The following is an 18,636-nucleotide window of genomic DNA, read 5'->3' as shown; positions in this document are numbered from 1 at the left end:
AGGAGGAGGCCATGCCGGTGTTGCATGGCCGACGACGACAACGCCGCCAGCCGAAGTGCCAGGGCGCGCCGCAGCCCCGCCAGTCCTATTGCCGGGTGCTCTTAGCGGCCGAGCCCGTGAGGAGGGCGCGGAGTCCGTCTCGGTCTGCCGGCAGGCCGGCCCTGGAGAACCAGAACGTCGGGTTCGCGATGCTTCCCCAGCACCTGTCGTTGTCCACGATCGCCGTCAGGAACTGCCGCTGAGCCGCGGACAGCTCCTGCCCCTTCACGAAGCCCTCGGGAAACGCTCGAATCAGCAGCGGCCCCCAGTCGGAATCGACCGTGTACGCGTTGGTCATCCGGGCCACCGCCAGCGCAGCTTCGGCCACCTCGTCGAACGCCGTGGTCCGGCGCAGCAACGCCTCGACCAACGTGAACCGCACCTGACCGTCGAGCTGTGGCGGGTTCTCGTCGAACCACGAATCGGCGGTGCGCGGATCGCGTAACGCCAGGCGTACCTCGTCGCGGGCGCGAGGGTCGTCATCGAGCGCCTTGGTGAGCGCCGCACAGGCACGGACTCCCGGATGCTCGTCGGCCAGCAGCGAGCGCGGGGCGATGCCCCAACTGCCGATCGTCAGCGCGATCCCCGCCCGCTCCACTGGAGTCATACCTTCCACCGACCGCAGCAGTCGGTCGGCCACCTCGGCCCGTTGCTCGGCGAGTTCGGGTGCCAGGAGCAGATCGGTCACCGCGCCGACCGCCGCCTGACGCACGGTCGGCTCGGTGTGGTCGAGGAACGGCGCGACCCGTGCGTAGAGGTCGGGCCGGATGGCGCGGCATGCTTCGACCGCCTGGGCGTAGTCCTCCCAATCGTCGGTCTCGTCGTCGTCCGGTTCCGGATCGTCGTAGGTGGCGGACTCGGCGACGTTGCCCAGCCATTCCAGCAGCGCCGCCCGCAGCGGGCGCTCGCGCTCGTCCCACGGCAGGGCGCTCTCGCACGGCACGAGGGTGCGGGGGTCGTCGAGGATGCCCGCCACGAACAGCGCCGCTGGTGCGGTGGCGGAGTAGATCGTGCCCTGGTGCAGGACCGCGCCGTCCAGGTAGGCGAGCGCCTCACCGCACAGCGCCGCATCCCCGCTGAGCAACAGCATCAGTTGGTCCGGCGTATCGGAAGCAGAGTCGTAGGCGTGTTCCAGGCTGCCCCAGTCGGTGTCCTCGAGAACGGAACGCGGCGAACGCATGATCGGATCATGCACCACACCTCCGACAGCCCTTCAACCAACCGTGGGATCAGGCGAGGTCGTACCGGTCCAGGTTCATGACCTTGACCCACGCCGCGACGAAGTCCTGGACGAACTTCTCCTGCGCGTCGTGACCGGCGTAGACCTCCGCGATCGCTCGGAGCTGGGAGTTCGACCCGAAGACGAGGTCGACGGCGGTGGCGGTCCACTTGACCTCGCCGGTGGCGCGATCGCGACCCTCGAACACGTTCTCGGTCGAGGTGGACGTCTTCCACTCGGTGCCGATGTCGAGCAGGTTCACGAAGAAGTCGTTGGTCAGCGTCTCGGGCCGGTCGGTGAGGACCCCGTGTCGTGCCTGCCCCGCGTTGGCGTCCAGGGCCCGCATGCCGCCGATCAGCACCGTCATCTCGGGCGCGGTCAGCGTCAACAGGTTGGCCCGGTCCAGCAGCAGGGTCTCCGGCGACAACTTCTGTCCGGCGCGCAGGTAGTTGCGGAACCCGTCCGCCTTCGGTTCGAGTACGGCGAACGACTCCACGTCGGTCTGCGCCTGGGAAGCGTCCGTACGCCCGGGTGAGAACGGGACCGTGACCTCGTGCCCGGCGTTCCTGGCCGCTTGCTCGACGGCCGCGCAGCCGGCCAGGACGATCAGGTCGGCGAGCGAGACCCGCTTCCCACCCGACTGCGAGTTGTTGAACTCCTGCTGGAGCCGCTCCAGTGCGGGCAGCACCGTGGCGAGTTCGCTCGGGTCGTTGGCCTCCCAGTTCTTCTGCGGTTCGAGGCGGATCCGCGCCCCGTTGGCTCCGCCACGCATGTCGGTGCCGCGGAAGCTCGCCGCCGCCGCCCAAGCGGTCCGGGCCAGCTGGGAGATGGACGGTCCCGAGGCGAGGACCTTGCGCTTGAGGTCGGCGATGTCCCCGTCCGCGATCAGCTCGTGATCGACCGCCGGCACCGGGTCCTGCCACAGTTGCGGCTCGGCCACCCACGGCCCGAGGTAACGCGAGACGGGTCCCATGTCGCGGTGCAGCAGCTTGTACCACGCCTTGGCGAACGCTTCCGCGAGCTGGTCCGGGTTCTCGAAGAACCGACGCGAGATCTCCTCGTACGTCGGGTCGGCGCGCAACGCGAGGTCCGTCGTCGCCATCATCGGGGCGTACCTGACCGCAGGGTCGTGGGCGGCGGGCACGGTGTCCGCCCCGGCGCCGTCCTTCGGCCTCCACTGCTTCGCGCCGGCCGGACTCTCGGTGAGCTCCCACTCGTAGCCGAAGAGGGTCTCGAAGAAGCTGTTGTCCCAGGTGATCGGGGTGGGCGTCCAGGCACCCTCGAGCCCGCTGGTGATCGTGTCCGGGCCCTTGCCGCTGCCGAAGGTGTTCCGCCAGCCGAGGCCGCCCGCCTCGACCGGGCAACCCTCCGGCTCCGGGCCGACGTACTCGGCCGAGGCGGCACCGTGGGTCTTGCCGAAGGTGTGACCACCGGCGATGAGCGCGACCGTCTCCTCGTCGTTCATCGCCATCCGCCGGAAGGTCTCCCGGATGTCCCGGGCGGCGGCCAGCGGATCCGGATTGCCGTTGGGCCCCTCCGGGTTCACGTAGATCAGCCCCATCTGCACGGCGCCGAGCGGACCGGCGAGATTCCGGTCGCCGCTGTAGCGTTCGTCGCCCAGCCAGGTGTCCTCGGGCCCCCAGAAGATCTCCTCGGGCTCCCAGACGTCCTCGCGCCCGAAGCCGAAGCCGTACGTCTTGAACCCCATCGACTCCAGGGCACAGTTGCCGGCGAAGACCAGGAGGTCGGCCCAGGAGACCTTCGGCCCGTACTTCTGCTTGACCGGCCAGAGCAGCCGGCGGGCCTTGTCGAGGTTCGCGTTGTCGGGCCAGCTGTTGAGCGGGGCGAAGCGCTGGGCGCCGTCCCCGCCACCACCGCGGCCGTCCTCGATGCGGTACGTGCCGGCGGCGTGCCAGCTCATCCGGATGAAGAGCGGCCCGTAGTGACCGTAGTCGGCCGGCCACCAGTCCTGCGACGTCGTCATCACCTCGAAGATGTCCCGCTTCAGCGCGTCGACGTCGAGGTTCTTGAACTCCGCCGCGTAGTTGAAGGCCTCGCCCATCGGGTTGGCCCGGGGGGAGTGCTGATGGAGAACCTGGAGGTTCAGCTGATTCGGCCACCAGTCCTGGTTCGTCCTCGGCCGGCTCGGCTTCGGCGTGGGGGACGGGATTGCTGGGTTCTCGCTCTCGCTGCCAGTCACGGTGCGCAGTATGCCCCAATTCTTCCCTAAATGCTGGCGGCTCACCCATCCTTCCGGCGGGTCAGTTCCATGATCCAGTTCGTTTCCCAGGTCTTCTCGCCGTCGAGGGAGAACGCCTGGTCCCATCGGCAACTGGTCGGGGTGATCCGCGACCAGGTGTAGCGGCAGCGGATCGGCCTTCCCTCGTCGATGTCGTCGCTGTAGAACATCCCGACGCCGTCGGTGAAGCCGCCCACCACCGGCGGCAGGGCGAGCAGGCCGTTGCTGCTGTTCACCCAGTAGATCGACCACTCCCGTCGCGCCGGGTCGTAGGTCCGGAGGCTGATCCCACGGAAGCCCTTGGTGGGGAAGATGGTCTCGTCGAAGCTGCCGGCACCGTCGAAAAAGCTCTGGGCCCGCATCAACCCGGGAAACACATCCCATTCGTCGCTGCCGACGTGTCGCTTCAGCAGGCGGCGGTTGGCGACGTCCCAGACGCCGGGCAGGAAGTCGAAGTCGCTCATCACAGTCCCCGTTCGATCTCACGCAATGGCATGTCGGGAACGGTAAGACGAATCCACTGACAGGTAGTGTCAGTGGAATGCGAGCCAGTCGTCTCCTTTCGATACTGCTGCTGCTGCAGACCCAGGGGCGGCTGACCGCCGGGCAACTCGCCGACCGGCTGGAGGTCTCCGTACGCACCATCTACCGGGACGTGGAAGCGCTGCACGGTGCCGGCGTCCCGCTGTACGGCGAAGCCGGGCACGCCGGCGGCTACCAGCTGCTTGACGGCTACCGGACCCGGTTGACCGGGCTCACCGTCCAGGAGGCGGAGAGCCTGTTCCTCACCGGCCTGCCCGGCCCCGCCGCCGAACTGGGCTACGCCGAGGTGGTGGCGGCGCTCCAACTCAAACTCCAGGCCGCGCTTCCGGTCGAGCTGCGCGACCGCGCGAACCAGCTTCAGCAGCGCTTCCATCTGGACGCGCCCGGCTGGTACCAGGACGGCGACGCGTCGACGCACCTCGCCGACATCGCCCGCGCGGTGTGGCACGAGCACCGCGTCCGGGTGCGGTACCGCAGCTGGCAGGGGGAGGTCACTCGCACGATCGAACCGTACGGCCTGGTGCTCAAGGGCGGGCGGTGGTACGTGGTGGCCCGCCGGGCCGACCCGGACCGGACCGGGATCGGCACCTACCGGGTCAACCAGATCATGGCACTGGAGCTACTCGCGGAGACGTTCGACTGGCCCACCGACTTCGACCTGGCGGAGTACTGGCGGGCCCAGGTGGTGGAGTTCCGCAGCCGGCTGCACCAGCGGGAGGCGGTGATCAGGCTCTCGCCCCAGGGCCGGCAGCGGCTCCGGGAAGTGGCCAGCGACGTGGTGTGGTCCGCTGCCGAGCGGTCGGCTGGTCCACCCGACGGCGACGGATGGGTGACCGCGGTCGTACCCATCGAATCGCTGACCCACGCCCACGGCGAGTTCCTCCGGCTCGGCGCGGAGGTCGAGGTACTCGAACCGGCCGACCTGAGGGCCCGACTGGTCGACACCGCCCGGGCCCTGGCCGCCCGATATGCCGTCCGTGCCGAGCAAGGTCTAGGGTCGGCGACATGGCCGTCCACCGTTTGAGCCAGGACGAGGCCCGCCGGATCGCGATCCACGCCCAGTTGCTCGACGCCGGGCGCCCGACCGGCCTCGTCGATGTCGTCGAGCGCCTGACGTTCCTGCAGATCGACCCCACTGCGGCCATCGCGCCGAGCGCGGATCTCGTCCTGTGGAGCCGGCTCGGGTCGACCTACCGTCCCGCCGACCTGATCAGGGCCGTCGAGACCGACCGCACCCTCGTCGAAACCGTCGCCTACATCCGGTCCCCCCGCGACCTGCCCGCCGTGATCGCCGAGGCCCGGGACGCCGAGCCGCATCCGTCCATCCGCGCGTGGCTCGAACAGAACGAGCCGTTTCGCCGCGACATCCTGACGCTGCTGGAGAAGGAGGGCCGCCTCCTGTCCCGGGACATCCCCGACACGAGCGTCGTGCCCTGGCCGTCGTCGGGGTGGACCAACAACCGCAACGTCACGAAGATGCTCGAGGCCATGGCCCTGCGCGGCCACGTCGCGATCTCCGGCCGCAAGGGGCGACAGCGCTACTGGGACCTCCCCGAGCGGGTCTACCCCGCCGAACTGGCGACCCTTGATCTCGACGCCGCGGTCCGCCTGCGCAACGAGCGTCGGCTCGCGGCCCTCGGTATCGCCCGGTCCGGCGGCCCACAGATCCCCGGCGAGTCGCCGTACGTCGGTGATGCCGGTGAGGCGGCCACCGTCGAGGGCACGCCGGGCACCTGGCGGGTCCACCCGGCGTACGTCGGGCTGCCGTTCGAGGGGCGTACCGCGCTGCTCTCGCCCTTCGACCGGCTGATCCACGATCGCGTCCGGGCCGAGCGGCTCTTCGGCTTCGAGTACTTCCTCGAGATGTACAAGCCCAGGGAGAAACGCCGGTGGGGCTACTTCGCCCTGCCCGTCCTGCACGGCGACCGACTCGTCGGCAAACTGGACGCGACCGCCGACCGCAAGGCCGGCACCCTGGTCGTCAACGCCGTCCACGAGGATGTCCGCTTCACCAGGGCCATGACCGCCGCGGTCCGCACCGAGATCGAGGACCTCGCCGGGTGGCTCGGCGTCGAGGTCACCGGGCCTAGGGCCTGAGTGCCGGACCGCCCACGGCAGGTGGGCCGGTTGGGATGTCTGCGTACGGCCGGGGGAGCGGCGGCGACGCCGGTCCTGTCGAGTCGGGGCCCGACAAAGACCGGCGTCGCGGGGTCGGCCTCAGCCGGGGTCGACGATCATGGCTCCAGATCCTTGTTCGCGTGCGCCGCGGCGAGATGGATGGCCTTGCTCTGTTCTTCGGTGTGCCGCCCGGCCGCGACCCATTCGTCCGCCACCTGCTTCGCCCGCTGGAGGAACTGCCCGTGGTTGCGGAACGGGGCCGCCTCCCAGACCCGGTCGAGGAACGTCTCGCCGCCCTCGTCCCGAATGGCGTCATTGGGTACGCCGGTGGCGGCCGAGCCGAAGACGACCTCCGGCTCGACCCGCTTCACGTACGGGTGGTAGGCGTTGAACTGCCCGGGCACCGGGTCGGAGATGTAGTACGGCGCCAGGGTGTAGCCGTGCGTGGTGAAGTGCATCGGGACGTTCGTCGGTTGGATCGCGGCGGCCAGGTCGCCGTCCCGCTTCAGATCCTTGAAGAACGTGAACTCCCGGTAGCTGGGCGTGTTGTCCCGGACGACCATCAGGGTCGGGCCGTAGAGAATCGACTGGATCGACTTGTCGTCGAGCGCCTTCTCGACCCGGAAACTGAACGGCATCGAGATGTCGATGGTGTCCCCCTGGGACCATCGGCGGTCCAGGGTGACGTAGCTGCCCGGCCTGGCGGTGAGCCGTTGCCGGGCGCCGTTGACCCGGACCTGGTAGCCCTTCACGGCCCACGACGGCACTCGGAGCTTGACCTTCAGCTGGCCACTGCCCTGGTCGAAGCGCAGCCGGGTGGCGCCTTCGGTCGGGTACTGCGTCTCCTGGCTGATGACGAACCCGCGGCCGGGCCAGGTCAGCGTCGAGGCGATGAAGAGGTTCACGTAGAGCGTCGACTCGTCGGCGGACTGGAAGTAGATCGACTCCTGGTACTTGGTGTGGCTCTCGATGCCGGTGCCGTTGCAGCAGCTGCCGTTGCCGCCGTAGCGGCTGTATTCGACAAAGGTGCCGATCTGCCGCGACCGGCCTGGCCACATGTTCTGGTGGTAGGTGACCTCGGTGGCGGTGACGCTGTCGATGTCCCGGCGCGAGCTGAGGATCTGGTTGTGCAGCCCCTTCTCGTAGAAGTCCATGTACGCCGGGTCCTGGTCGTGGAAGAACAGGTTCCGGGTCAGCCGGAGCATGTTGTAGGTGCAGCAGGTCTCGGCGTGCCGCGGGTCCGAGCCTGAGGTGAATCCGGCGGTGATGAACCCGCGTACGCCGAAGTGCTCGCTGCGGCCGGCGCCACCGTTGCTGAAGGTGCGGTGCGGCACCACCATCGCCCAGAAGTTCTTGGCCGCGGTGTGGTAGTCCTCCTCCCCGGTCTGCTCGAAGATCCGCAGGTAGCCGATGTTCGGTGCCATGTACTGGTTGGCGTGCCGGCCGTTCAGGATGTCGCGGTCGTCGAGGGTGGCGTTGAACAGCGTGGTGAAGGTGAACGCCTTGGCCGTCTGCAGGTACCGGGCCTTCGCCTCGGGGTCCGGGGTGAGCGCCGAGAGTTCGGCCATGACCTCGTTCATCGAACCGGCCTCGCCGGCGCTGTAGATGTTCCACATCTGGTCCAGCTGGGCCTGGGTGTACCGGCTGAGCCGTTGGTGGGTCCAGTCACCCATCCGGAAGGCGATCTCCAGCGCCTCCTCGTTCCCGGTCAGATGGTAGGCGTTGAGCAGGCCCCTCATGATCTTGTGGCAGGTGTACCACGCCGCCCAGACCGCGTTGGCGCCGCTGTTCTGCTGGAGTGTCGGTGGTTCGAGCCGGCTGAACTGGCCCTCCGGGAAGGCGGAGAGGTAGCCGGGGTAGCTGGTTCCGATGATGGTGGCGTCGCGGTCGTTGCCCGAGTGGTCGACGGCGGTCTCGCCTTCCTCCTCGAAGCGGTACCAGGCCACCAGGTCGGTCTGGTCGGCCTCTTCGGCTGCCGGGTCGGCGGTGGCGAGCGCCGCCACCTCGGCGGCGGTCAGCGCGCGGTGGTAGATCCGCAGGTCGTCGACCGTCGCGTTGAGGTACGGGTCGTTGTTGCTCTGCGACCGGCCGATCCAGTTGTTGGTGGTCGCACCCAGGTTGGCCGGGGACAGCCGGATGGTGTTGGTGCCGACCTGGTTCCCGTTGACGTAGAGCCGGCCGATGCTGCCCGCCGTGGAGATCGTGACCGCCACGTGCGCCCACTCGCCGACGGGGACCGAGTTGCTCGTACCGTCGATGCGCTGCTCGTTGTTGGTGCCGCTGGTGGTGATGGCGAACCGTGGGCCCATGCTGGCCGATACCCACGGCGACAACGACAGGTAGACGCTCGAACCGGTGCCGAAGTTGAAGATCTTGGCATTGGTCTGGCTGGCGGCGAGCCGCACCCAGACCGCGAACGTCACGTCGGTGACGCCGTCGAGAATCCGCTGGGGTAGCAGCACGTACTGGTTCGGGTGCGGGTCGCTGAGCCGTACGGCCTTGCCGGACCGGCCGGCGACCCGGCCGACCGGCCGCGCGTCGAGGGCCCGCTGACACCTGCCCAGCTCCTCGACGAGGTAGTCGAGCTTGTCGAGGAAGATCTCCTCGCCGGTGGCGGCGTAGGACTGCGACAGCATCGTCAGGTAGTGCCCGGTGAAGTGGCCGCGCAGCAGGTGGTTCGGGGTGTCCCAGCCACCCGGCCAGGTGCCGGGGGCAGGTAGACCGGCGTTGGCCCGGAACAGGTGCAGCATCCGGTCCGGACCGGCGAGGACACCGCCGCTGCCGGGGTAGTTCCGGGCGTAGTTGAGCATTCGGTCGCGCTTCTGCTGGAAGATTCCCTCGTGCAGGGCAACCTGGTCGAGGTTGAACGGCTTGGCGGGGGCCGGGCCGCCGCTGCTGGCGGTGGCTGCCGATGCGGCGGTGGTCGAGGTGATGGTCAGGGTGGCGGGGACGGTGGCCGCTAACGCGCCGAGCTGGAGCAGGCGTCGTCGGGAGAACTGCTTGGCCACTTCTCACTCTCCTTCAGCTGGCCGGTAGTGGGACCCACTGACGGGGGACTCAGCGGGAGTCGCTACCGCGGGACGGGTGCCGGGTGCCCGGACGCGGCGCTCGCCGCGCACGGTTGTCTGGCGCCACCTCGGGGTGGCGCTGTCTTGTGAGCGTGCTCATGGCCGTCGGTGGTGGGGGCGAGCATTTGATACGTGAGGCGGACAGTGGTCACAAGTGTTATCGCTAACATCATCACTGTCAATACATGCGGCTAGACCGCTGTCCATCATCGACATCTGCAGGAGCGCGCCGATCGGTCGACCGTTAAACTTGCGACGGAAGATCAGCGTTGTCCTAAGTAGACGGGGGATGCGATCGTGGTGGACAGTCCGGCCGTGGCGAGCGGCGAGCAGGACAGGCCCAAGTTGGACACCGGAGTGCCGCAGACGGCCCGGATCTGGAACTACCTGCTCGGCGGTAAGGACAACTTCGCCGCCGACCGCGTGGTCGGCGACCAGATCATCTCGACGTTGCCGCAGCTCGCGGAGAACGCCCGTCTCTCCCGGGCGTATCTTGCCCGGGCGGTGCGGCACCTCGCCGGTGAGGCCGGTGTCCGGCAGTTCCTCGACATCGGCACCGGCCTGCCCACCGCCGACAACACCCACGAGGTGGCTCAGGCGGCGGCCCCGGACGCGCGCATCGTCTACGTCGACAACGACCCGCTGGTGCTGGCGCATGCCCGGGCCCTGCTCGTCGGCACGCCCGAAGGTGCCACCGACTACGTCGACGCGGACCTCCGTGACCCGGGCGCCATCCTCCGCGAGGCGTCGCGGACGTTGGACCTGGGCAAGCCGGTCGCACTCATCCTGATGGGCATCCTCGGTCACATCGAGTCCGACGAGGAAGCAAAGTCGATCATCGACAGCATCATGGACAAGCTGCCCTCGGGAAGCTACCTGGCGATGTACGACGGCAGTGACACGAGCGAGGCGGTCACCGAGGCGGTGCGGATCTGGAACATCTCTGCCAACCCCAGGTACCACCTGCGGAGTCCGGAGCGGATCGCAGGCCTGTTCCAGGGGTTGGACCTGGTCGAGCCCGGGGTGGTGTCAGTGACCCGCTGGCGGCCCGACGGCGGCTCGGACACCCTGCCTGCGGAGATCGACCAGTACTGCGCAGTCGGGCGCAAGCCCTAGTCAGCCCCCGGTGCCACAGCACGGCGAGGCCCGCAGCGCCACATCCGCTGTGGGCCTCGCCGTGTCGCGTACGTCGCCCGGATCCGCGGATCCGTAACGAGTCTTCAGCGCGCCCCGCGATCGAGGGCGGCGACCTCGCGTACGGCCTCGGCGATGGCCGGGAAGTCCTTTTTGAGGATCGCCCCGTGGTTGCTGGCGACCTTCGCGCCGATCTGGATGTTCGGGTTGCGGGCGGTCACCGCATCGAGGCTGGTGCGGATCCGTTCCTGCTCATCACCACGGCTTCCGAAGGATGTACCCGAAGCAACCACGTACCGCACCGGGACGGTGATGGTGTCCAGCACCGGGCCCAGCTCGCGCTCGCGGGAGAGCCTGCCGAGCTCGATGTTGCTGTTAGCCTGCTGTTCGGCGGTCATCCGCGGGGCCAGGCCTGTCGGGCGCAGGAGCGGCAGGAACCAGCTCATCCGCCGGAACAGCTTCCGGATCCGCTGCTCCATGGCCTCGTCGAGCCAGTCGTACGGGAACGCGCCGTCGACCAGCACCGCGCCCAAGGCACGCTCCGGATTCCGGCCGGCCCAGTGCGCCCCGACGACCGCCCCGTAGGACCAGCCCACCACCAGCGCCCGGTCCACACCCCGGGCCGCGAGAACGGCATCGACATCCCGGACGGCTGCCTCGAAGGAATAGTCCGCCGAACGGTTCGATCTGCCGCGGGCCCGTTCGTCGTAGGTGATGTGCCGCCACTGCGTCCCCAGCTCAGCGATGACCCGCCGCCAGTACCCCTGTGTGGCGAACTGGCCGTTGAGGTAGACCACAGGGATACCGGGACCGCCGGTGTCGGTGACGGCCAGGGCCGTGTCGTCGACCGGCATCATGCCGGTCCACTTCGAACTGGTCGAGGAAGTGCTGTGCTTCGTCATGGGTTCCACCTGTTCGCGTTAGGCCGGATAGTTCCGGGTCTGGTCCGTTAGAGGCTGCGGGCGCTGATGTCGCCGTGGGAGGTGGTGGCGCGGATGTCGAGTTCGGCGGTGCCGTCGTTCTTGAGGGTGTTGCTGATACGCCCGTATCCGGTTCCGGCGTCCAGGGCGGCCGAGACGCCGGCGGCGGCCGCGACCGATATGTCACCGGACCCGGTACGAAGCACGACCGTGCCGCGCATGGCCTCGGCGATCCGGATGTCGCCCCTTGCGGTGCTGATGTTCGCGGTGCCGTTGAGCCGGCCGATCTCGACGTCGCCGTCGATCGCGGTGAGGCGGACGCTCGCGGCCTCGTCGATCTTGATCTGGCGGTACGCGCCTTCGAAGGCGACGTCGCCGAGGCGTCCGACGCCACGGAGCTCGGTGCTGGCGGCCTTGGCCTCGATGTGGGAGTCGGCGGGCAGTTGGACGGTGATCTCCAGGGATCCGGAGTGGCCGACGAGCTGGTTCTTGGGGGTCGAGGCCGTGATCCGCAGGACGCCGTCGGCGTAGGCGACGGTGGTCTGCTCGGCGGTCTTGGTGTCGCGGCTCCTGGCGGGGTCGGCGGGCAGGACCTCGACGGTGGTGTCGGCGCGGTCTGCGGCGATGAACTGGATGCGTCCGGCGGGGATGTCCAGGACGACGGCGATAGGGGTGGGAGTGTCGAACTTCTGCATCGTGCTCTCCAGTGCTCCTTCGTTGTTTCTGACATCGGAAACGCTACGTTGCCTTTCAATGCCGGGCAACGCTGTTGTTGCATGGGATCGACATATCCACAGGCCAGAGCGTGAAAAGTGTTGCAACAGGCTTGAGGATAACGCAACGGCAATCGGCCCGAGCGTTGCAATGGACGGGAGTGAACGCTATCGTGGGGGGATCGGGGACGCGCCATGAATGATCACCAAAGGAGATCGCGATGCCGGGAGGCAGGCTCACCCAGCAGGAACGCCAGCAGATCGCGCTGGGGCTGGCCGACAGCCTCCCCTACGCCGAGATCGCCCGACGCCTCGGCCGTCCGACCTCGACGATCACGCGTGAGGTGATGCGCAACGGCGGTCCCACCGCCTACCGCGCCGACCTGGCCCACCGCGCCACGGAGCGCCGCGCCCAACGGCGTAGGCCCGCCTCCTCGCGAGGGGCGGAGTCAGGCCCCCAGCCGCACGGACGCGACGCCGAGGCGGTGGCCGAGTACGAAGAGACGTTCACCACTGTCCTCATGGCTTCGGGCCTGACCAAGATGACGGCCCGGGTGCTGACCTGCCTGTTCACCACCGACGCGGGCAGCCTCACCGCGTCACAACTCGCCCAGCGCCTTCAGGTCAGCCCGGCGTCCATCTCCAAAGCGATCGCCTTCCTGGAGAGCCAGAGCCTCGTTCGCCGGGAACGCGACGAACGCCGCCGCGACCGCTACGTCGTCGACGACGAACTCTTCTACCAGGCAACGATCGCCAGCGCCCGATCCAACGACCAGCTCGTCGAAACCGCACGCCAGGGCGTCGCCATCCTCGGCCCCCACACCCCGGCCGCCACCCGCCTGGAGAACATCGCCCGCTTCCTCGATTTCATCAGCGAGAGCATCACCCGCGCCGCCGAACAGGCCCGTGCAGTCCTTCACACCAAACCCGAAGCAACGTCGAGCGACACCGCCCAACCGAGTCCAGAGCGTGGTTAGACAGCCGTGGATGGGGCAGCGTGCATTCCCTGCCTTCGTTACCATGACGCGTCGCGGATGGTGCCCTGATGGCCCGCTGCGGCGACCCAAATCCGGTGAACGCAGTCAAACCAGAGGTGTTCATAGTGAGCGTGGACTCGCCAGCGACCGGCCAGTCTGATCCCGACAAGCTCGACACGTCGGTGCCGCATTCGGCGCGGATCTGGAACTACTGGCTCGGCGGCAAGGACAACTTCGCGGTCGACCGAGAGGCGGGCGACCAGTACCGCCAGGTCTTCCCCGGCGTTGTCGACGTCGCCCGTGCCTCCCGGCAGTTTCTCATCCGCACGATCACGTTCCTCGCCGGCGAGGCGGGCATTCGCCAGTTCCTCGATGTCGGCACGGGTTTGCCGACGGCCAACAACACCCACGAGGTGGCGCAGCGGATCGCGCCGGACGCCCGGATCGTCTACGTCGACAACGATCCGCTGGTACTGGTGCACGCCCGTGCGCTGCTGGTCGGCACACCCGAAGGCAAGACCGCCTACCTCGACGCCGACCTCCACGATCCGCCCGCGATCTTCGCCGAGGTCATCAAGACGCTCGATCCCAACCAGCCGATCGGGCTCATCCTCAGCGGCGTCATGGGCCACGTGCCCGACTACGAGACGGCCCGATCGATCACGCGTCAACTGCTGGCACCGCTGCCGTCCGGCAGCTACCTCTCGCTCAACGACGGCGCCAGCCTGATCAGCCGCGAGATGCAGCAGGCGCAGGACGACTACAACGACACCGGAGCGACGCCGTACACGCTGCGCTCGCCCGACCAGATCGCCGGGTTCTTCGAGGGCCTCGACCTGGTGGAGCCGGGCGTCGTATCGTGCCCGCGGTGGCGGCCCGACGTCGATGTCGACACGCCCGCCGACATTGACGCCTTCGGCGGTGTGGGCCGCAAGCCCTAGAACTGCTCGTCCAGGGCCGACCGGAACGTCGGGCCGGGCCCGGTGGGCGCTCGGCTGTGGCGAGCGTTCCTCGCGTCCCGGCCCTGCGGTGGGTTGCGGGCTTCCGTGCGTTGCTGCTTTCGCCGATCGGCGTCCTCACCCTGACCCTTTTTGGGATGGTCGGTGGTGCTGACATCGTGGGCGACGCGGAGGCACCGTGGGCAGGTCTGAGCACGACCCGGAACCGGACAAGGGCGGGTCGCCGACCTTCAGCCCGTCCGCCGAGTTGCCGCCGCTGTCCGCAGAAGATCTCGCCGCCCTGCACCGGCTCGGCGAGCAGTGGCAGGTGAGCGACGCCGTACGGGCCCTGCCGGTGGACCCGCAGGCGGATGAGCTCCGCCCTACAGCTGGCGGTGCGCCGGCCGGCGCCGCCCCGCTGTTCCTGCCGGACAGGGCCGGCCAGCTCACCGCCACCGCCGCCGCGGAACGGCGGGACACTCCCGAGGGGCGGGCCGCCGGCTGGGTGCGTCGCCTGCTGCTCGGGCGGCCCCTGTCCAGCGCGTCGACGCTACGGGAACGCATGCCGAAAGTCGTCGCGCTGCCGGTACTCGCCTCCGACCTGTTGTCCTCGGTGGCGTACGGGCCGGAAGCCATGCTGGTCATCCTGGCCCTCGCCGGCAGCGGTGCGCTGGGGCTGTCCCTCCCGATCGCGGCGGCCCTGGTGCTGCTGATGCTCGCCGTCGGGATCTCCTACCGGCAGACGGTCCACGCCTACCCGCACGGCGCCGGATCGTACCTGGTGGCCAGCGACAGCCTGGGCCCCCGCGCCGGGCTGGCCGCCGCGGCCGGCCTCATCCTCGACTACGTGCTCACGGTGGCAGTGTCGGTGACGGCCGGGGTGGCCGCGATCACCTCGGCGCTGCCCTCGCTGGCGCCGTTCAGCATCCCGATGGCGCTGGCCGTCATCGGCCTGCTGCTGACGGGCAACCTCCGGGGCATCCGGGTCGCCGGCAACATCTTCGCCGCGCCGACCTATTTCTTTCTGATCGCCGTCGTCGGGCTCATCGCCGTCGGGCTCGTGCAGGCCGCAGCCCGCGGATTCACCCCCACCGCGCCACCGGCGACGCCCGCGGTCGAAGGGCTCGGCCTGCTGGTCGTCATGCGGGCCTTCGCCTCGGGAGCGACCTCGATGACCGGCATCGAGGCGGTCTCCAACGCCGTGCCGGTCTTCCGCCCCGTGGAGTGGCGCAACGCTCGAACAGTGCTGACCTGGATGGTCGGCATCCTGATCTTCCTCTTCATCGGCCTGACCCTGCTGTTTCACCTCAACGGCCTGGCTCCCAGGTCGAACGAGACGCTGTTGTCGCAACTCGCCCACGTCACGTTCCCGCACGGCCCCTGGTACTGGATCATCCAGGTGGCCACCGCGCTCGTGCTGCTCCTCGCGGCGAACACCGCCTTCAACGACCTGCCACGCCTGTTGTACTTCATGGCTCGGGACAGCTATGTCCCCCGACGCTTCCTGCACATCGGCGACCGGCTGGCCCTGAGCAACGGGCTGATCCTGCTCGCGGTCGCCGCGGCGGTGATCCTTGTCGCGTTCGGCGGTCAAACCCACTCATTGATTCCGCTGTACGCGGTCGGCGTCTTCCTCGCCTTCACGCTCTCCCAGACCGGCATGATCAACCATTGGCGCCGCCACCGAGGTCCCGGCTGGCGGCGTCGCGCCATCATCAACGGGGTCGGTGCCACCCTGTCAGCCGTCGTGCTGGTGACCGCGGCGGTCACCAAGTTCGCCGCCGGCGCCTGGGTGGTCGTGCTCGCCGTCCCGCTGCTGATCTACCTGTCCCTCCGGGTACGCCGGCACTACGACCGGGTACGTCACGCCCTCAGCCTGGACACCACGACCAGTCCCGACCGGCCCAGCGGGGAAGGCTCGATCGAGGAGCAGACGCCCGCCGTCGTCCCGCGACAGATACGGCACCTCTTCGTCGTCCCGGTGGCCCGACTCAACCAGGCGACGATGCGGACCCTCGCCTACGTCGGCTCACTCGGCCAGCCGACCTTGGCCCTGCACATCAGCCCCGAGCGCGAGGAGGCGGACAACTTCCGCAGCCAATGGGCCACCTGGGGCGGTCACATCCCGCTCGAGACGATCCAGTCACCGCACCGCGTGATCATCCAGCCGTTGGCCGAATACGTCAGCGCACTGCGCCTGCGCCATTCCGACCTCACCATCACCGTCGTCGTACCCGACGTGGTCGTGGAGCATCCCTGGCAGCGGGTGCTGCACTACCGTACCGAACAGCGCCTGCGGCGGGCGTTGCGCCGGCATCCCGGCATCATCATCGCCAACGTGCCCACCCACCTGTCCGTCTGAGACGTGTGTCGAGGTGCCGCCCGAGGTCAGTCCCCGCCGGCTTCGATCTGGATGCCGAGCGCCTCGGCCAGGGTGTACGACAGGGCGGCAAGGTCCTGCGGGGCGATGATCGCTCCCGTCATGCTGGTCACCCCGCCCACCCCGGCCAGGACACAGTTGGCGAACCGGGTGCCGACCATCGTCGCCTGGGAGAACTGCGCTCCGGTCAGGTCACAGTCGGTGAACCGGACACCGGTCAGGTCCGCGTTCTGAAAGTCCGCCCGGGTCAGGTTGCAGCCGTCGAACACCACGCTGGTGAAGTCGGTGAACCGGAACGACGACAGGTCCAGCCGGCACTCCGACACCGTCACGTCCCGCACCGCGCCGTTGATCCAGTGCACCCCGGTCATCCGCAGCGTCGACAGCCTGACCCGGATCATGGACGACTTCTCCGCCCGTAGGTTCGCCAGGTTCGTACGCTCGAACAGGCAGTCAGCGACGCTCGCCCCGTCGAGCTGCACACCACTGAGGTCCGAGCCCTTGAACCGGCACTGCGCGAACTCCACCCCATCCGCCGACTGCCCGGAGAGATCAAGATCGAAGAAGCCCAGCCGCCGGAAGCTCGCCTCGTCGGCAAGACTGTGGTCGGCGAGGGTGGCCAGCTCCAGCGCGGCCGGCGGCCGCGGTTTCACCGGCACCCGCCACCGAGCGACACCCGAACCAGAACCACGAGACGATCGCGCACCCATGTCCGCAGGCTAGTGGCCCGAATCCTGTTCTTCCGTGCCGGCTCGGACCGGCCGGGGTGATGATGGCCGGATGGGGCAGCCGCATTACACCGTCGGGTTGGTGGTCCACCCGGTCAAGCCGGTTCTCGACTCGGTGCGGATGATCAGTCGGTTCGTGCACCGGTACGGCGGCGCCCTGCTGGTCCGGGAGGACGACGCGCCACGGGTCGGGCCGGACGTCGAGCCGGTCGCGGCCGACACGTTCGTGGACCGGCTCGACGCGGTGGTGAGTCTGGGTGGCGACGGCACGATGCTCGGTGCCATGCGCCTGGTCGTCGGACGGTCAACGCCGGTCCTCGGGGTCAACTACGGCGATGTCGGCTTCCTCGTCGAGGTTCCTCCGGAGGGGTTGGAGACGGCGTTGAACCGGCTGGTGGCCGGCGACTACACGCTGGAACCGCACAGCTGCTTCCAGGTCCTCAACGGCGGCGAGGAATGCACCGCCTTCAACGACGTGGTGATAGCGGCGTCCGAGCCGTTGCAGAGCGCGACGGTCGACCTGTTCGTCAACGGCGCGCGGCACGGCTACTACCGCGGCGATGCCGTCATCGCGTGCACGCCGACCGGCTCGACGGCCTACAACTACGCGGCCGGCGGGCCGGTCATCTCACCGTCGGCACCGTCGATCACCCTGACCCCGGTCGCGCCGATGTCGGGCATCAACCGGTCGGTCGTGCTCGGTGGCAGCGACGCGGTGGAGTTCCGCAACCCGTCGGACCGGGTGTCGCTGCGGTTCATGGCCGACGGGACGCCCGTCGGCCTACTCAAGCCGGGCGTGGGGTTGAGCGTGCGTCTCATCGCAGACGCGGTCAACGTCGTACGGTTCGAACCGACGCTCCACGAGCAGCGCCAACGAGTCAAGCTGAGCCTGCTCGACCTTCCGTTGCGCCCGGACCAACTTCTGGATCTCGTGCCGCCGCAACTGCGGGAACGGGCCGAGCAGTTCAGGGCTGAGGCGCTCGAGGCCGAGCGGCTCCGGGGCGGGCCATGGAGCGACGGCCCACCGCCGGCCTCCTGATCCCCGGCCCCCCGCAACAGGTTGCTCAGCGCGTCCGTCCGTCGGAGCCGTCGGGTCTGGGCCGCCACCACCCACAGATTTGACGCAGGCGTGCTGCGCCGTAACCGGCCAGGCTATCCGGGTCGGCGGTCGGGCGGGGGTGGCGACGGCCGGTGTGGCGGCGCCTGCCGGAATATGTTCGTCCGCACGTCACCGGCCGGTCACCGGCTCGGCCTCTGCTGCCGCGACAGTGGCCGTTCGACACCGGACCACGGCCACCGGCGTCGTGACATCGTCCCTTGCACGCCGAAGGCAGGTCGCCGTGTCCGTGTCCGTGCCCGTCGCCGACCCCGTTGCCGGCCCGCTCGCCGACGTCGTCGCCGATGTCCTGCCGGCCGACGTGCCCGAGGCCGTCATCGGCGAGGTCATCGCCGAACTGCTGCCCGTCGAGGGCCCGCAGGCGCTCACCGGCGATCCGGTGGAGGCCGCCGCCACCATCACCGAGTTGGTGGCGGCCGCGACCCGGCAGGTGTTCGCGCCCGACCCACTGGCCGATCCGGTCGCGGCCCTCACCGGTCCGCCGCCCGCGCCGGAGCCGGCCG

Annotated in this window: 15 protein-coding genes; 8 read left to right on the top strand and 7 right to left on the bottom strand. The window is 69.1% G+C overall.

Translation table 11 applies throughout. The features are described 5' to 3' along the window. Positions 1-85: 85 nt before the first annotated feature. The 3 genes from AB0M52_RS13495 to AB0M52_RS13485 are packed head-to-tail and all read right to left on the bottom strand — an operon-like array spanning position 86 to position 3,961. Positions 86-1,219, bottom strand: a complete 1,134-nt coding sequence (locus tag AB0M52_RS13495) for a hypothetical protein (protein ID WP_363952952.1) — start codon at positions 1,217-1,219, stop codon at positions 86-88. 49 nt (positions 1,220-1,268) lie between these two features. Next, a complete protein-coding gene (gene katG / locus AB0M52_RS13490; protein WP_363952950.1) occupies positions 1,269-3,503 on the bottom strand; it encodes a catalase/peroxidase HPI in 2,235 nt (744 codons plus the stop codon). Then, positions 3,500-3,961 carry a hypothetical protein gene (locus AB0M52_RS13485; protein ID WP_363952948.1) on the bottom strand — a complete coding sequence of 154 codons (462 nt, stop codon included), beginning with the start codon at positions 3,959-3,961 and terminating at the stop codon, positions 3,500-3,502. The genes katG and AB0M52_RS13485 overlap by 4 nt, the downstream gene beginning before the upstream one ends. 77 nt (positions 3,962-4,038) lie before the next feature. On the opposite strand from AB0M52_RS13485, the gene AB0M52_RS13480 reads away from it, so the two are divergent. Then, a complete protein-coding gene (locus AB0M52_RS13480) occupies positions 4,039-5,064 on the top strand; it encodes a YafY family protein (RefSeq protein WP_363952946.1) in 1,026 nt (341 codons plus the stop codon). Next, entirely contained in the window at positions 5,046-6,137 is a 1,092-nt protein-coding gene (locus tag AB0M52_RS13475) for a crosslink repair DNA glycosylase YcaQ family protein (RefSeq protein ID WP_363952944.1), read from the top strand. Before AB0M52_RS13480 ends, AB0M52_RS13475 begins: the two co-directional genes overlap by 19 nt. Positions 6,138-6,274: 137 nt before the next feature. On the opposite strand, the gene AB0M52_RS13470 is transcribed toward AB0M52_RS13475, so the two are convergent. Then, positions 6,275-9,166, bottom strand: a complete 2,892-nt coding sequence (locus AB0M52_RS13470; protein ID WP_363952942.1) for a beta-L-arabinofuranosidase domain-containing protein — start codon at positions 9,164-9,166, stop codon at positions 6,275-6,277. 357 nt (positions 9,167-9,523) lie between these two features. Here AB0M52_RS13470 and AB0M52_RS13465 point away from each other — a divergent pair, with 357 nt between their 5' ends. Then, on the top strand, positions 9,524-10,342 hold the full coding sequence (locus tag AB0M52_RS13465; RefSeq protein ID WP_363952940.1) for an SAM-dependent methyltransferase: 819 nt from the start codon (positions 9,524-9,526) through the stop codon (positions 10,340-10,342). 104 nt (positions 10,343-10,446) lie between these two features. On the opposite strand, the gene AB0M52_RS13460 is transcribed toward AB0M52_RS13465, so the two are convergent. Together AB0M52_RS13460 and AB0M52_RS13455 are read right to left on the bottom strand one after the other, a co-directional pair. Further along, the gene (locus tag AB0M52_RS13460; protein ID WP_363952938.1) at positions 10,447-11,262 is read right to left on the bottom strand and encodes an alpha/beta hydrolase; all 816 of its coding nucleotides are present in this window, start codon (positions 11,260-11,262) and stop codon (positions 10,447-10,449) included. Between the two features lie 47 nt (positions 11,263-11,309). Beyond that, complete coding sequence (locus tag AB0M52_RS13455; protein WP_363952936.1) at positions 11,310-11,975, bottom strand: DUF4097 family beta strand repeat-containing protein; 666 nt, start codon at positions 11,973-11,975, stop codon at positions 11,310-11,312. A 239-nt stretch (positions 11,976-12,214) separates the two neighbouring features. Between AB0M52_RS13455 and AB0M52_RS13450 the strand changes: the two genes are divergently transcribed. The 3 genes from AB0M52_RS13450 to AB0M52_RS13440 all read left to right on the top strand — a co-directional run bounded on the left by AB0M52_RS13450 (position 12,215) and on the right by AB0M52_RS13440 (position 16,270). Further along, positions 12,215-12,970 (top strand): helix-turn-helix domain-containing protein, encoded by a 756-nt coding sequence (locus AB0M52_RS13450; RefSeq protein ID WP_363952934.1) that lies wholly within the window; start codon positions 12,215-12,217, stop codon positions 12,968-12,970. A gap of 68 nt (positions 12,971-13,038) precedes the next feature. Then, positions 13,039-13,911: an SAM-dependent methyltransferase gene (locus AB0M52_RS13445; protein ID WP_363952932.1), complete on the top strand. Its 873-nt coding sequence runs from the start codon at positions 13,039-13,041 to the stop codon at positions 13,909-13,911. A 196-nt stretch (positions 13,912-14,107) separates the two neighbouring features. After that, a complete protein-coding gene (locus tag AB0M52_RS13440) occupies positions 14,108-16,270 on the top strand; it encodes an APC family permease (RefSeq protein WP_363952930.1) in 2,163 nt (720 codons plus the stop codon). Between the two features lie 26 nt (positions 16,271-16,296). Here AB0M52_RS13440 and AB0M52_RS13435 read toward each other — a convergent pair whose 3' ends face one another. Next, entirely contained in the window at positions 16,297-16,941 is a 645-nt protein-coding gene (locus tag AB0M52_RS13435) for a pentapeptide repeat-containing protein (RefSeq protein ID WP_363952928.1), read from the bottom strand. Between the two features lie 127 nt (positions 16,942-17,068). Here AB0M52_RS13435 and AB0M52_RS13430 point away from each other — a divergent pair, with 127 nt between their 5' ends. Both AB0M52_RS13430 and AB0M52_RS13425 read left to right on the top strand, forming a co-directional pair. Continuing rightward, a complete protein-coding gene (locus tag AB0M52_RS13430) occupies positions 17,069-18,055 on the top strand; it encodes an NAD(+)/NADH kinase (RefSeq protein WP_363952926.1) in 987 nt (328 codons plus the stop codon). 301 nt (positions 18,056-18,356) lie between these two features. Continuing rightward, the coding region (locus tag AB0M52_RS13425) for a hypothetical protein (protein ID WP_363952925.1) at positions 18,357-18,636 on the top strand (280 nt) is incomplete at its 3' end.

The sequence above is a fragment of the Micromonospora sp. NPDC051296 genome, assembly GCF_040682255.1.
Taxonomy (GTDB): Bacteria; Actinomycetota; Actinomycetes; order Mycobacteriales; family Micromonosporaceae; genus Micromonospora; species Micromonospora craterilacus.
The sequence above is the reverse complement of the archived record's forward strand: the minus strand, read 5'-3'. Positions and strand labels throughout refer to the sequence as shown.

Bases quoted from the DNA above. Each gene is read 5' to 3' on its own strand.
- AB0M52_RS13450 (WP_363952934.1), top strand. From the start codon at position 12,215: ATGCCGGGAGGCAGGCTCACCCAGCAGGAACGCCAGCAGATCGCGCTG.
- AB0M52_RS13460 (WP_363952938.1), bottom strand. From the start codon at position 11,262: ATGACGAAGCACAGCACTTCCTCGACCAGTTCGAAGTGGACCGGCATG.
- AB0M52_RS13480 (WP_363952946.1), top strand. From the start codon at position 4,039: ATGCGAGCCAGTCGTCTCCTTTCGATACTGCTGCTGCTGCAGACCCAG.
- AB0M52_RS13485 (WP_363952948.1), bottom strand. From the start codon at position 3,961: ATGAGCGACTTCGACTTCCTGCCCGGCGTCTGGGACGTCGCCAACCGC.
- AB0M52_RS13430 (WP_363952926.1), top strand. From the start codon at position 17,069: ATGGGGCAGCCGCATTACACCGTCGGGTTGGTGGTCCACCCGGTCAAG.
- AB0M52_RS13495 (WP_363952952.1), bottom strand. From the start codon at position 1,219: ATGCGTTCGCCGCGTTCCGTTCTCGAGGACACCGACTGGGGCAGCCTG.
- AB0M52_RS13455 (WP_363952936.1), bottom strand. From the start codon at position 11,975: ATGCAGAAGTTCGACACTCCCACCCCTATCGCCGTCGTCCTGGACATC.
- AB0M52_RS13475 (WP_363952944.1), top strand. From the start codon at position 5,046: ATGGCCGTCCACCGTTTGAGCCAGGACGAGGCCCGCCGGATCGCGATC.
- AB0M52_RS13445 (WP_363952932.1), top strand. From the start codon at position 13,039: ATGGCCCGCTGCGGCGACCCAAATCCGGTGAACGCAGTCAAACCAGAG.